The following is a 13911-nucleotide window of genomic DNA, read 5'->3' as shown; positions in this document are numbered from 1 at the left end:
TGAGGATCGTAAGTCGATGGGTGATTCACTTCCGGCCGGTATCGTGCGGCCTATGGCCAACCCCCTGACCCCGGACGTGTTGGTCGACCCCGTGCAGCTCACCCGCGCCCTGGTCGACGTCGAGTCCGTCTCCCGCGACGAGCGGCGGATCGCCGGCTACGTCGAAGAAGCCCTCCGCCAGATGCCTCACCTCAGCGTGGACCGGCTCGGCAACACGGTGATGGCCCGTACGGATCTGGGTCGCGAACAGCGGGTGGTGCTCGCCGGCCACCTCGACACGGTGCCGCTGAACGACAACTTCCCGTCGACCGTCGTCGACGACCTCATCTACGGCTGCGGCACCTCCGACATGAAGTCGGGCGTCGCCCTGGCCCTGCACCTGGCGGCCACCCTGCCCGACCCGGGCTACGACATCACCTACCTCTTCTACGAGGCCGAGGAGATCGATTCCCAGTTCAACGGCCTGCGCCTGGTCGCCGAGGACCGGCCCGACTGGCTGCGGGCCGACTTCGCCGTGCTGCTGGAGCCGACGTACGGCGTGGTCGAGGCCGGTTGCCAGGGGACACTTCGGGTGCGGGTACGCACGACGGGCCGCCGGGCGCACACGGCCCGCGCCTGGCGCGGCGTCAACGCGATCCACGCGGCGGGCGAGGTGCTGCGGCGACTCTCGGATTACCGGGCCCGCACGGTCACGATCGACGGCTGTACGTTCCGGGAAGGGCTCAGCGCCGTACGCATCTCGGGCGGTGTCGCCGGAAACGTCGTGCCGGACGAGTGTGTCGTCGAGGTCAACATGCGGTTCGCCCCGGACCGTACGGAAAAGCAGGCCTTGGAACACGTGCACGAGGTCTTCGAGGGCTTCGACGTGGAGCTGACCGACTCGGCACCGGGCGCGATGCCCGGCCTGACCGCGGAGCCGGCGCGTGAGTTCCTGGCCGCCGTGGGCGCGGAGCCGGCGGCGAAGCTGGGCTGGACGGACGTGGCGCGTTTCGCCGCGCTGGGCATCCCGGCCCTCAACTACGGCCCGGGCGACCCGCTGCTGGCCCACGCGCAGGACGAGCACGTCGAGATCGGCAAGATCCGCGACGGGGCGGCGACCCTGCACCGCTGGCTGGCTCCGGCCGACTTCTAGGCGTGTTTGATACGCACCCGGCCGACCGCGGGCGCCGGGTGCGGCAGCGCCATCGGCGGGATCTCCATCGTCTCCTCGGGGTCGGTTGCGGCTCCGGCGCCGAACGCCATCCGCCGCTCCTCGACCACCAGCCGGATCCGCCGCTGCATGCGGCGCTGCATCTTCAGGCGTTCGTATCGGGTCGTCACGGTGGCTCCTTAAGCCCGGGTGGCCGTGCGTGCCGCGAGAGATTTCGGTAACTGTACAGACGCATGAGAGCTACCGTCCGTTGCTTCAATCTGGCAAAAAGGTCGGCGGCCCGCAATCCTCTTACCGAAACCCACCCGGTTGTTCACCGGGTTACTGGCCGTCCGCACTACCTTTTAGGCATGACGGACAGCACCAACGGGCGACGCCAGGGCGGAGCGGAGCGTCATCGCGGCGCCGTCACCCTGCGCCGCGAGTCGATTCCACCGAGCACCGCCGACGAGAAGCTCCTCGATTCCCACCATCGGCGCGAGTGGAAGACCAAGGACGCATGGCGGGCGCTGCGCATCCTGTCCGAGTTCGTCGAGGGCTTCGACACCCTGGCCGACCTGCCGCCCGCGGTCAGCGTCTTCGGCTCGGCCCGCAGCACCCCCGACAGCCCCGAGTGCGAGCTCGCCGCCGACCTCGGCGCGGCCCTGGCCGAGGCGGGCTACGCGGTGATCACCGGCGGCGGTCCCGGCGTGATGGAGGCGGCCAATCGCGGTGCCACCGAGGCCGGCGGCATGTCGATCGGGCTCGGCATCGAGCTGCCGTTCGAGCAGGGCATCAACGACTGGGTCGACATCGGCATCGACTTCCGCTACTTCTTCGTCCGCAAGACGATGTTCGTCAAGTACGCGCAGGCGTTCGTCGTGCTGCCCGGCGGCTTCGGCACGCTCGACGAGCTGTTCGAGGCGATCACGCTGGTACAGACCAAGAAGGTCACCCGCTTCCCGGTGATCCTGATGGGTACGAAGTACTGGTCCGGCCTGTTCGACTGGCTCAAGGGGACGATGCTGACCGACGGCAAGATCAGCGAGGCCGACCTGGAGCTGCTGCGGGTCACCGACGACGTCGACGAGGCGGTTCAGATCATCGTGGACGCCGACGCGGCGCTCGCCGAGGCGAACGGGAAGCGCTGACGTGGCGGCCATCTGCGTCTTCTGCGCTTCCTCCAGCACCCTCGAGCAGAAATGGCTCGACCTGGCCACCCGCACCGGCTCGGAGTTGGGTGCCCGCGGCCACTCGCTGGTGTCCGGCGGCGGCTGCGTCGGCATGATGGGCGCGGTGGCCGACGGCGCCCGCTCGGCCGGCGCCCACACCCTCGGCGTCATCCCGCAGTCGCTGGTCGACCTCGAGGTGGCCGACCTGGCCTCCGACGAGCTGATCGTCACCAACGACATGGGCGCCCGCAAAAACCTCATGATCGAGCGGTCGGACGCGTTCATCACCCTGCCCGGCGGGCTCGGCACGCTCGACGAGCTCTTCGAGGTGTGGACGACCGCGACCCTCGACCTGCACGACAAGCCGATCGTGCTGCTCGACCCGGAGGGCTTCTACGACGGGCTGGTCGCCTGGCTCGGCCAACTGGCCGACACGGCGTTCGTCCGCTCGGCCGCCCTCGAACGGGTGATCATCGCGAAATCGATAGGCGCCGCTCTCGACGCGATCGAGGAGCGCCTGGCCTAGGGGCGTCCCGCCGGACGGGTGTCACCACACCCACCCGGCGGGACCAGGGCCCCGGCGAGCCCGCCGGCGGACGGGGCGCGCCGAGCGCGTTCTCACCGGACGCGCCGGCGCGCTCGCGCCGGCCGCCGGCGGCGTCGCGCTCGCCGGGGGCTGAATGCGTTTAGCCCGACCGTGCTCCTGCCCGGCCCTGCCGTCAATAGATGTCGATCAGTGGTTTCCGTTTGGCGGGTCGTGGTTGACTGCCGTCATGCCCCCGCAACGGGCGACCCTCATGCAGGTCGCACAGCGGGCCGGCGTGTCCCGCAGCACCGCCTCCTTCGTCCTGGCCGGACGCCACGTGGACATGAGGATCTCCGAAGATGCCCGGCAACGGGTCCTCCGGGCGGCCCAGGAGCTGGACTACCGGCCCAACCTCATGGCACGCAGCCTCCGTACCAAAGTGACCAGGACGATCGCGCTGATCTCGGACACGCTGGCCTCCGACCCGTACGCCGGCCGGGCCATCCAGGGCAGCCTGGCCGCCGCCGTGGCCCAGGGGAACCTGCTGTTCATCGGCGAGACCGACGGCGACCCGGTGGTCGAGGAGAAGCTGATCTCCGACTTCCTCGACCGGCAGGTCGACGCCTTCATCTACGCGAGCATGTTCACCCGTCACGTGCGCGTGCCCAAGCTGCTCCGGGACCGCCCGGTCGTGCTGCTCAACTGCCTGACCCGGGGCGCGCGGCCGGCCCAGCACCAGATCATCCCGGACGAGCTGACGGCCGGGGCCGACGCCGCCCGTACCCTGCTCCAGGCCGGCCATCGGCAGCGCATCCACCTGGTCGGTACGCCCGCGGCCAAGGTCTTCGCCGGCCGGGAACGGCTCGCCGGCATCCGGGCGGCGCTGGCCGACGAGGGCGTCAAACTCGCCGGCGTCGTCGAATGCGACTGGTGGCCCGACTCGGCGTACGAGGCCGTCTCCCGGGCCCTGGCCGAGGGATTCGACCCGAGCGGGCTGATCTGCCTGAACGACCGCGTCGCCCTCGGCGCCTATCAGGCCCTCCGCGACGCCGGCCGCGCGATACCGCGGGACGTGTCGGTGGTGTCGTTCGACGACTCCGAGCTCGCCGCGTGGCTGCGGCCGCAGCTCACGAGCATCGCCCTGCCGCACTATCAGCTCGGCTGGGAAGCGGTTCAAACCCTTCTCGGTCCCGTACGCGACCCCGCGGTCACCCGCCTGCCGATGCCGGTCCGGATGCGCGCCTCGGTCGGCCGACCGCCCGGTGAATAACGTCGTACCCTCGTGGTTTCCTTGATGCCGTGAGCACGCCGGCCACCTCCGCCGCGGTGCGCCGGCCGGCGTACCGCCTTGTCCGGCGCCCTCCGGCGCCCCTGCCGCCGATCGAGGAAGACCCCTTCCAGAGGTACGTGGTCTCGCACACCGACGGGCCTCTCCTGGTGGTCGGCGGCCCCGGCACGGGCAAGACGACCACGCTGGTCGAGTCGGTGGCCGCCCGCGTCGCCGAGGGCGTGGACCCGGAAAGCATCCTGGTCCTCACCTTCGGCCGCCGCGGTTCGGCCGCCCTGCGCGACCGCATCGAGGCGCGCATCGCCGGCGACGAGGGCCGCATCGTGCACGAGCCCCTGGTGCGCACCTTCCACGCGTACGCCTTCGGCCTGCTCCGCCGGGCCGCCGCCGAACGCGGCGAGCCCTCGCCCCGCCTGCTCACCGGCCCCGAGCAGGACCTGATCATCCGCGAGCTCCTCGAGGTGGCCGGCGACCCCGAGGCCCCCGACGAGATCGGCTGGCCCGAGTCCCTGCGCCCGGCCCTGCCCACGAAGGCCTTCGCCCAGCAGCTCCGCGACCTCATGCAGCGCGCCGCCGAACGCGGCATCGGCCCGGCCGACCTGGCCCGCCTCGGCGAACGCCTGGGCCGCGCCGACTGGCCGGCCGCGGCCCGCTTCCTCCGCGAGTACGTGGCGGTCCTGGCCCTGCGCGACGTCACCACCCGCGGCTCCACGGCGTACGACCCGGCCGAGTTGATCCGCGCCGCCTCCGGCCTGCTGCTGGACACCCCCGGCCTCCTCGAGGCCGAACGCCGCCGCCTCTCCCACGTCTACGTCGACGAACTGGCCGACACCGACCCGGCCCAGATCGAGCTCCTGTCCCTGGTCGCCGGCGGCGGCAAGCCCCTGGTGGCCTTCGCCGACCCGGACGCCTCGATCTACGGCTTCCGAGGCGCCGACCCGGGCGTGGTCTCCACCTTCCCGTCCCACTTCCGCACAGCCTCCGGCGCCGTGGCGGAAACCTTGACCCTCCACACGAACTACCGGGCCCCGGCCCCACTGCTGGGCGCCACGAGCCGAGTCGCCCGCCGCATGCGCGGCCCCATCGGCCACCGCCCGATGCACCCACCGGAGCCCTCAGCCCCACCCGCCTCTGCGCCGGAGTCCTCAGCTCCGCCCGAGTCCTCCGCCCCACTCGTTCCTTCCCACGGCCTTTCACCTTCGACCGCGCTCGACACTTCACACGGCCCTTCGCCTTCGGCCGGCTCTTCGCCTTCGGCCGCGCTTGGCACTTCCCGCGACCCTTCGCCTTCGGCCGGTCCTTCGCCTTCGGCCGGTCCTTCGCCTTCGGCCGGTCCTTCGCCTTCGCCTGGTCCTTCGCCTTCGCCCGGTCCTTCGCCTTCGGCCGGGCAGTCAGCGTCGCTGGGTCCTTCGCGCGCGCCTCTACCTCCGCGCGAACCTTCCGGCGCGGCGATGCTTTCTCCGGAGCCGCAAGACGCCGCGTCAGGCGATCCCCGCTCGGCGCCCCCGGGCGAGCAATCAACTTCCGATTCGCCTCCACTATCCGGAAATATCGTGACTTCCGGCTCGGCGGGTGAGGGCGTCCTGCGGCATGGCGAGGGCGCCTCAAGTCAAGGCGCCTCGGGTCCGGGCGCCTCGGGTCCGGGCGCCTCGGGTCCGGGCGCCTCGGGTCCGGGCGCCTCGGGTCCGGGCGCCTCGAGTCAGGGCGCCTCGGGTCCGGGTCATGGCCTCTTGGGTCGCGGTGAGGGCGTCTCGGGTCGCGGTGAGGGTGCTTCGCGTCGGGGCGAAGGTGGTGGGCTTGCGGCGGGGGCGGTTGTCCGGATTTTTCGGGCGGCCACGGCTGAAGCTGCCTATGTGGCGCATGCCCTTCGGGAGGCGCATCTGCTCCAAGGAGTGCCGTGGTCGCGGATGGCCGTGGTGCTGAGGTCGACTTCTTTGCAGCTTCCCTCGTTGCAGCGGGCGCTGACGGCGGCCGGTGTGCCGACCGTGACGCACGCTGAGGATCTGCCTCTTCATCTTCAGCCGGCCGTGGCGCCCTTCCTTCTGCTTCTGCGGTGTGCGCTCTCGCCGGAAGTGCTCAACGAAGAGGCGGCCGTCGCCCTGCTGCACTCGCCGCTCGGTGGGGCCGATCCGCTGGCGGAGCGGCGACTGCGGCAGGGGCTCCGGGCGCTGGCGCTGTCCGCCGGTGACCGGCGGCCGTCGGGGGAACTGCTGGTCGACGCGGTGCGCGATCCGGCCGGGCTGGACATGGTGGAGCGGCGCTGGGCGCACCCGGCGCAGCAGGTGGCGCGGCTGCTCGCGACGGCGCGGGAGGCGGCCGCGGCGCCCGGGGCCACGGCCGAGCAGGTGCTGTGGACGATCTGGAAGGCCAGCGGGCTGGCCGACCGGTGGTACGCGATGAGCACCCGCAACGGCCCCGCCCCGGAGAACGCGGACGCCGGCCGGGCCCGGCAGTGGCGGGCCGAGGCAGCCGATCGGGACCTCGACTCCATGGTGGTGCTCTTCGACGCCGCGGCCCGGTTCGTCGACCGGCTGCCCGGCGCGCGGACGGAGGTCTTCCTCGACCACGTTCTCGCCCAGGACCTGCCGGCCGACTCGATCGCCCCGAGCGCCGACCGGGGCGAGGCGGTACGGCTGCTGACCGCCCACGCCGCCAAGGGCCTGGAGTGGGACGTCGTCGTGCTGGCCGGCGTCCAGGAAGGCATCTGGCCCGACCTGCGCCTGCGCGGCAGCCTGCTCGGCTCCGAGCGCCTGGTCGACTTCATCGCCGGCCGGGCCGCCTCCGGCGCGGCCGCGGTCGTCGGTCAGACCTCGGCCATGCTCGACGAGGAACGCCGTCTGTTCTATGTGGCCGCCACCCGGGCCCGCCGCAAACTGATCGCCACCGCCGTCGCCTCGGCCGGCGTCGGCGGTTCCGAGGGCGAGGAACAGCCCAGCCGCTTCCTCAGCGAACTGGCCGAACCCGAGCCGGGCCCCGAATCCCCACCACCAGACCCCGGCGACCCGGGTCCCACCGAGCCCGACGCCGACCCGTCCGACCCGGGCCCGACCGAGCCCGACCCGGACGACTCCGACCCCGGCCCATCCGACCCGGACCCGTGGGAAACCGAGCAGGACCACGACCCGTCCCCGGCCGGTGGCACGTCCGCGCCTGACGGTGAACCGACGCCGCTGACCCCCCTCGGGCAGGCACGCGCGAATCCGAGCCGGGCATCCGAGGCTCGGCTCGAAGAGGCGATCCTGTTCGGGCCGCGGGCCGACATCGAGCCGGGTTATGAGACGCCGGCCGGCCGGCCGAGCGAGGACCCGGCGGGCGACGTCCGCGCAGGCGAAGAGCAGGCGCCCAGAGAACAAGCGGGCGGAGAACACGCGGCCGGCGAGCACGTGGGCAGAGAACACGCGGCCAGCGAGCACGTGGGCAGTGAGCACGCGGGCAGTGAGCACGCGGGCAGTGAGCACGCGGGCGACGAGCGGGCGGACGAGGAGCGGGCGCAGGGGGAGCCCGGCGAGCTGACCATGGGGCGCCCTCCTCGGGCGCTCACTCTGGCGGCGCTGGTGGCCGAGCTTCGTACGGTCGTGGTCGGCAGCAACCAGACGCCCAGCCGGCGGCGGGCCGCGGCGGCGGAACTGGCCAAACTGGCCCGGGCCGGTGTGCCCGGGGCCCACCCGGACGAGTGGTGGGGGCTGCGGCCCCTTTCCGACGACCGGCCCCTCGTCGACGAGGGGGAGCCCGTCAAGGTCACTCCCTCCTCGATGGAGAGCGCCCTCCGATGCAGCCTCCGCTGGCTCTTGGAACGGCATGGCGGCGCCGCCCCGGCCGGGCCCGCTCAGGGGGTCGGCAACCTGGTCCACGCCGCCGCCATGCTGGCCGAGAACGCCAACGCCGATCGGGAGAAGCTGGTCGAATACGTGAGCGCTCGCTTCGACGCGATCGAGCTGGCCGCCCGCTGGCTGGCCGGGCCCGAGCAGGAACGCGCCCAGGGCATGGTCGACAAGCTGTTGCGCTGGCTCGCCTCCAATCCTCGGCGGCTTCTCGCCATCGAGCACGAGTTCACCGTGCGGCTGGAGGACGAGCGGCGGCCGATCGAGCTGACCGGGCGGGTCGACCGGCTCGAGATCGACGACGACGGGCGCCTGGTGGTCATCGATCTCAAGACCGGTAAGACCACCGCCGTCTCCTCCGCCGATCTCGAGGAGCACGCCCAGCTCGCCGGCTATCAGACCGCCGTGCAGGCCGGCGCCTTCGGCGACTACGGCGACGAGTCCGGCGGCGCCGCCCTCGTGCAGCTCGGGCCCGGCAAGGACGCCCGCGAGCAGATGCAGCTGCCGCTGGCCGACGCCGCCGATCCCGAGTGGGCGCAGGCGATGGTCCGGCGGACCGCCGAGACGATGGCCGCCGCCACTTTCTCGGCCGTCGCCAACAGTCGTTGCCGGGTCTGCCCGGTCCGCACCAGTTGCCCCATCTCCGGTAAAGGCCGCCAAGTGGTGGAGCAGTGACCCAGCCGAGTCTTTTCGCCGACGAGCCGTCGGCGCCGCGCCGCCGCGCCGATGCCGGGCCCCGTTACACGCCGGAGGAGCTGGCGCGGCTTCTCCGGCTGCACCGGCCCACTCCGGAGCAGGCCGAGATCATCTCCGCGCCGGTCGAGCCGCTGCTCGTGGTGGCGGGGGCCGGGTCCGGCAAGACCGAGACGATGGCCTCGCGGGTGGTCTGGCTGGTCGCCAACGGCTACGCCCACCCGGACGAGATCCTCGGCCTGACCTTCACCCGCAAGGCGGCCGGCGAGCTCGCCCACCGGGTCCGCACGCGCCTCGGCCAGCTTGTTCGCCGCCTCGGCCGGGATGACGCGCTGGCCGGTGAGGCCACGATCTCGACCTATCACTCGTACGCGGCCCGGGTCGTGACCGAGCACGGCCTGCGCGCCGGTTTCGAACCGTCGGCCCGCCTGCTCACCGAGGCCGCCCGCTGGCAGATCGTCGACTCGCTGGTCCGGTCGTACACGGGCGAGATGACCGGCGTGAACCGGGCGCCCGGGACCGTCACCGACGACGTGCTGGCCCTGTCCGGCGAGTTGGCCGAGCATCTGGTCGCCCCGGACGATCTGGCCGCGTGGACCGGCCGGTTCTTCGCCGAGGTGCAGGAGCTGCCCGGCCGCGTCTACAAGGACGTGTCCGACATGCTGGGCCGGCAGCGCCTGCGTCTCACCCTGCTTCCGCTGGTTCGCCTCTACGAGCAGCGCAAGCTCGACCTGGAGGCGATGGACTTCGGCGATCAGATGGCCCGGGCCGCGACGGTGGCCCGCGATCATCCCGAGGTGGGTGAGATCGAGCGCGGCCGCTTCAAGATCGTCCTACTGGACGAGTATCAGGACACCAGCCACGCGCAGGTGACCATGTTGAACAATCTGTTCGGCGGCGGTCACCCGGTCACCGCGGTCGGCGACCCCTGCCAGTCGATCTACGGCTGGCGCGGCGCCTCGGCCGGCACGCTCGAGCGGTTCCCGTCCGAGTTCCCCCGCCGCGACGGCACTCGGGCCCGGATCCGGGCGCTGACCCGCAGCTGGCGCAACCGCCCCGAGATTCTTCAGGTCGCCAATGTGCTCTCCGAGCCGTTGCGGGCGTTCGGCGCCCGGGTCGAGGAGCTGCGGTCGGCGGCGAAGGTGTCCGATGTCGGCGGCCGTACGGTCTCGTGCGCGCTGCTGCCGACCTTCGCCGACGAGGCCGACTGGATCGCCGACTCGATGCTGCGGGCCTGGCAGATCGCCGCCGGGATGCCGGGCTCGCCGCCCGACGAGATCCCGATCGAGAAGCGGCCGACCAGCGCCGTCCTGGTCCGGGTGCGCAGCCAGATCGCGGCGATCGAGGAGGCGCTGCGCGATCGGGGGCTGCCGGTCGAGGTGGTCGGCCTGGGCGGGCTTCTGGACACCCCGGAGGTACGCGACGTCGTCTGCACGATGCGGGTGCTGGCCGATCCGACGGACGGGGCCTCGCTGCTGCGTCTGCTCACCGGCGCCCGCTGGCGGATCGGCCCGCGCGACCTGGTGGCGCTGCACCGGCGGGCCCGTCAGCTGGCCGCGGCCCGGGCCGCCGTCGTGGCCGGGGCCGAGCCGGACGACGTGGTCGGCGACCGTCTCGACGACGCCACCCTGGTCGAGGCGATGGCCGACCTGGGCGCGCCGCAGCTGTACTCGGCCGAGGGCTATGCGCGCCTGCACGCGTACAGCCGGGAATTGAGTGCCCTGCGGCAGCGCCTGGACCAGCCGTTGCCCGATCTGGTGGCGGACATCGAGCGGACCGCGGGCCTGGACGTCGAGGTCGCGGTGCGCGGCTGGGCGGCGGGCGACGCCGGCCTGGCCCGGGGCCATCTGGACGCGCTGGGCGACACCGCCGCCCGCTACGCCGCCGAGACCGACGGGGGCACGCTGGCCGGGTTCCTCGCCTTCCTGGCCGCGGCCGAGGAGGAGGAGCGGGGCCTCGAGCCGGGTCAGGTCGACGTGGTCGAGGGGGCGGTGCAAATCCTCACCGCGCACGCCGCCAAGGGCCTGGAGTGGGATGTCGTCTCGGTGGCCGGCCTGAGCCGCGGCGTGTGGCCGGGGCAGAGCCGCAACACCGACCACTATCTGATGGGTGTGGGCGTCCTGCCGTTCCCGCTGCGTGGCGACCGGGACGGCCTGCCGCGGCTCGACCTGTCCGAGGCGCTGGACCAGAAGGACGTGGTCGGCGCGGTCACCGCGTTCGGCCGGGCCTGGCGGGAGCACGACGAGCGGGAGGAACGCCGCCTGGCCTACGTCGCGGTGACCCGGCCCCGGCGCCTGCTGCTCTGCTCCGGCTACTGGTGGGGCGACGGCGTGAAGCGCCCGCGCGGCCCGTCGGTCTTCCTGGACGAGATCCGCGCGACCTGCGACGAGGGCGCCGGGGTGGTCGACGTCTGGACGCCGGAGCCCGCCCCGGGTGCCACGAACCCGGCCGACCAGCAGGACAAGCGGGTGGAGTGGCCGTCCGACCCGCTGGGCCGGCGGCGCCCGGCCATGGCCGCCGCGGCCGACCTGATCCGCCGGATGATCGCCCAGCCCGATCCGTCGGCCGCCGAGGCGTTCGTCGAGCTGGCCGAGCAGGAACCGGAGATCCTGGCCCGGGCCGGCCTGGCCGCCGATCTGGCCGGCATGCCGGCCGACGGGCAGGAGGACATCGACCGGTGGCGTACGGAGGCCGATCTGCTGCTGGCCGAGCGTGACGAGCGGGCCCGCCGGGACGGCCCGATCGAGGTGGCCCTGCCCGGGCACCTGTCCGTCTCGCAGCTGGTCGTGCTGCGCCGCGACCCGCAGGCGCTGGCCCGGTCGCTGCGCCGCCCGCTGCCGCCCCGGCCGATGCCGCACGCCCGGCGCGGCACGGCCTTCCACACCTGGCTGGAGCAGCGGTTCGGCGCCGAGCGGCTGATCGACATCGACGAGCTGCCGGGTGCGGCCGACGAGGACGCGGCCGCCGACGAGGAACTGGCCGCGCTGCAGGAGGCGTTCCTGGCCAGCGAGTGGGCCGACCGTACGCCGGTCGAGGTCGAGGTCCCGTTCGCGACCACGATCGCCGGGGTGGTCGTGCGCGGCCGGATGGACGCGGTCTTCGCCGAGTCGGCCAACCGGTACGACGTCATCGACTGGAAGACCGGCCGCCGGCCCGAGGGCGCCGACGCCGAGGCGGCCGCGATTCAGCTCGCGGCGTACCGGATCGCCTGGGCCTCGCTGGCCGGGGTGCCGGTCAACCGGGTCCGGGCCGCCTTCCACTACGTCCGCGAGCAGGTCACGGTACGCCCGGTCGACCTGCTCAGCGCCGAGGAGCTGGCCGCCCTGGTCGAGCGGATACCTACTCCAACGGGTGATTGAGCCCGGCCGCCGCCAAAAGGTGCAACAGGGCTGCCGCGTACGCCCCCTCGGTCGTCTCCGCCGCGAAACTCCGCTGCTCGCCGAGCAGGTCGATCAGCACCTCGTACCCGTCGGGTCCCCGCCTGAGCTGCTGGAACGTTCCGCCGAGGAGTTCGCGCAGCTGATCCTCGCGGGGCAGCCACACCGTCTCGTCCATTTCGACGTCGTCGAGGGCCCACTCGGTGGTGCCGTTGAAGCCGATCACCGGCCCCTCCGGCATCGAATGCACCTCGATGGTCATGTTGCTGAGGACGAAGACCTCGTCGTCCAGGTCCCGATCGGGGATGGCGAACCGGTCGCCCAGCGCCGGTTTCCAGGTCAGCCCGGCCTCCTTGAGCTGTCCCGCGAGTTGTACTCCGATCACCGGCAGTCCCCCTTCTTCGTGTTAGGCTCTCCGCGTTGTCAGTTTGGTTCCCAAGTACTCAGGAGCGCCTGTGGGGAAGTCTGCCCCAGGCGCTCTTTGTCGTAACCCGGGTTTCTCCGGTACGGGCGATCAGTACGACAGCACGAGACTCACGAAGTGTGGGTCTTACTATTTCGTTCCCGTCCATACTGGTCGGGAACGATCGACCGTCGAGGAGACGAGCATGGTTACCGGCGTTGTGAAGTGGTTCAACGCGGACAAGGGCTTCGGGTTCATCACCCCGGACGACGGCGGCGCCGACGTCTTCGCCCACTTCTCCGCTATCCAGACTTCCGGCTACCGTTCGCTGGACGAGAACCAGCGTGTGGAGTTCGAGGTCACGCAGGGCCAGAAGGGCCCGCAGGCCGCGAACATCCGCCCGCTCTGATCTCCGTCCAGATCAGGTAGCAGGTAGCACGACAAGAACGGCGCCGCACCCCGGCCGGGGTGCGGCGCCGCTTCGTTTCCGGCGTGGTCAGACCGCCGCGGCCTCGGGCAGCGGCGCGGTGCCGCCCAGGTGGGCCGGGAGCCACCAGCGGTCCTCAGGACCGGAGGGCTTGTCCGGGTACGCCCGTTGGGCCGCGTCCAGAAGCGCGCTGAGCCGTTCCTTGAGCGTCGCGGTGAGCGCGTCGGGCGACACGCCCTTGGGCATCTCGATCGCCTCGCCGATCTTGATGATGATCGGCACGTGGCGCTTGCCCAGCTCCTTCTTGTGCCCCTTGGTCCAGAGCCGCTGCGGCCCCCAGACCACCATGGGAACCAAAGGCACTTTGGCCGTACGGGCCAGCCGCACCGCCCCGGACTTGAGCTCCTTGACGGTGAACGACTCGCTGATCGTCGCCTCCGGGAAGACGCCGACCACCTCGCCGTCCTTGAGGGCCTGAGTCGCCTCGCGGAACGACGCGGCGCCGGCGTCGCGGTCGACCGGGATGTGCCGCATGCCGCGCATCAACGGGCCGCTGATCTTGTGGTCGAAAACGCTCTTCTTGGCCATGAAACGGACGAGCCGCTTGGTCGGCTGGGCGCCGAGCCCGCAGAAGATGAAGTCCAGATAGCTCACGTGGTTGCTCGCTAGAACCGCCCCGCCCTCCGACGGGATGTTCTCGGCTCCGTCGATCTGAATCTTCATGTCGAGCGCGCGGAACCAAGCCTTCGCTGTCGCGACGACCGGGGGATACACGAGTTCCATGGCAAGACGGTAGCGGAACTCGCTGAATTTCTCCTGGGCCGGATGCAACGGAACGCCCCTATCGAGCGTCTAACCATTGTCTGGTCTTTTTTCGAGAGGGGAGGCGACGGCATGCGGGGTCCCTCGGCCCGCCGGGAGCTGGCATTCGTGTTCGCCTTCGCCTCGGTGGGTGTCGTGCTGGTTCTCGCCGTGGCCTTCACCCCGTGGTATCCGGCTCTGTCCGATCCGGCCGGCGTCGCTCCCGCCGTGTGGCACCAGATGATGGCCTTGGTCGGGGGCGTCTAGGGCCCGT

11 protein-coding genes are annotated in these 13911 nt (G+C 72.0%); 8 read left to right on the top strand and 3 right to left on the bottom strand.

The window, feature by feature from the left end:
• Positions 1-52 precede the first annotated feature (52 nt).
• Positions 53-1132, top strand: coding sequence for a succinyl-diaminopimelate desuccinylase (gene dapE, locus ACGFJ7_RS04350; RefSeq protein ID WP_360243148.1), 1080 nt, complete (start codon positions 53-55; stop codon positions 1130-1132).
• On the opposite strand, the gene ACGFJ7_RS04345 is transcribed toward dapE, so the two are convergent.
• Positions 1129-1320 carry a hypothetical protein gene (locus ACGFJ7_RS04345; RefSeq protein WP_360243145.1) on the bottom strand — a complete coding sequence of 64 codons (192 nt, stop codon included), beginning with the start codon at positions 1318-1320 and terminating at the stop codon, positions 1129-1131. The genes dapE and ACGFJ7_RS04345 overlap by 4 nt on opposite strands.
• A gap of 180 nt (positions 1321-1500) precedes the next feature.
• Between ACGFJ7_RS04345 and ACGFJ7_RS04340 the strand changes: the two genes are divergently transcribed.
• From ACGFJ7_RS04340 to ACGFJ7_RS04320, 5 genes are all read left to right on the top strand, one after another.
• Positions 1501-2280, top strand: a complete 780-nt coding sequence (locus ACGFJ7_RS04340; protein ID WP_360243142.1) for a TIGR00730 family Rossman fold protein — start codon at positions 1501-1503, stop codon at positions 2278-2280.
• Position 2281: 1 nt separating this feature from the next.
• A complete protein-coding gene (locus ACGFJ7_RS04335) occupies positions 2282-2827 on the top strand; it encodes a TIGR00730 family Rossman fold protein (RefSeq protein WP_360243139.1) in 546 nt (181 codons plus the stop codon).
• A 247-nt stretch (positions 2828-3074) separates the two neighbouring features.
• Positions 3075-4097, top strand: coding sequence for a LacI family DNA-binding transcriptional regulator (locus ACGFJ7_RS04330; protein ID WP_360243136.1), 1023 nt, complete (start codon positions 3075-3077; stop codon positions 4095-4097).
• 29 nt (positions 4098-4126) lie between these two features.
• Positions 4127-8611: a PD-(D/E)XK nuclease family protein gene (locus ACGFJ7_RS04325; RefSeq protein ID WP_392640827.1), complete on the top strand. Its 4485-nt coding sequence runs from the start codon at positions 4127-4129 to the stop codon at positions 8609-8611.
• Entirely contained in the window at positions 8608-11988 is a 3381-nt protein-coding gene (locus tag ACGFJ7_RS04320) for a UvrD-helicase domain-containing protein (protein ID WP_360243130.1), read from the top strand. The genes ACGFJ7_RS04325 and ACGFJ7_RS04320 overlap by 4 nt, the downstream gene beginning before the upstream one ends.
• Here the strand turns inward: ACGFJ7_RS04320 and ACGFJ7_RS04315 are convergent.
• On the bottom strand, positions 11969-12391 hold the full coding sequence (locus tag ACGFJ7_RS04315; protein WP_360243127.1) for a pilus assembly protein CpaE: 423 nt from the start codon (positions 12389-12391) through the stop codon (positions 11969-11971). The genes ACGFJ7_RS04320 and ACGFJ7_RS04315 overlap by 20 nt on opposite strands.
• A 223-nt stretch (positions 12392-12614) precedes the next feature.
• On the opposite strand from ACGFJ7_RS04315, the gene ACGFJ7_RS04310 reads away from it, so the two are divergent.
• Positions 12615-12818 (top strand): cold-shock protein, encoded by a 204-nt coding sequence (locus ACGFJ7_RS04310; RefSeq protein WP_015625344.1) that lies wholly within the window; start codon positions 12615-12617, stop codon positions 12816-12818.
• Between the two features lie 87 nt (positions 12819-12905).
• On the opposite strand, the gene ACGFJ7_RS04305 is transcribed toward ACGFJ7_RS04310, so the two are convergent.
• Complete coding sequence (locus tag ACGFJ7_RS04305) at positions 12906-13619, bottom strand: lysophospholipid acyltransferase family protein (protein WP_392640822.1); 714 nt, start codon at positions 13617-13619, stop codon at positions 12906-12908.
• Between the two features lie 111 nt (positions 13620-13730).
• Between ACGFJ7_RS04305 and ACGFJ7_RS04300 the strand changes: the two genes are divergently transcribed.
• Positions 13731-13904 (top strand): hypothetical protein, encoded by a 174-nt coding sequence (locus tag ACGFJ7_RS04300; protein WP_360243121.1) that lies wholly within the window; start codon positions 13731-13733, stop codon positions 13902-13904.
• Positions 13905-13911: the final 7 nt, after the last annotated feature.

The organism is Actinoplanes sp. NPDC048988, assembly GCF_043197815.1.
Taxonomy (GTDB): domain Bacteria; phylum Actinomycetota; class Actinomycetes; order Mycobacteriales; family Micromonosporaceae; genus Actinoplanes.
Note: the sequence above shows the minus strand (reverse complement) of the source record. Positions and strands in the feature narration are given on the sequence as shown.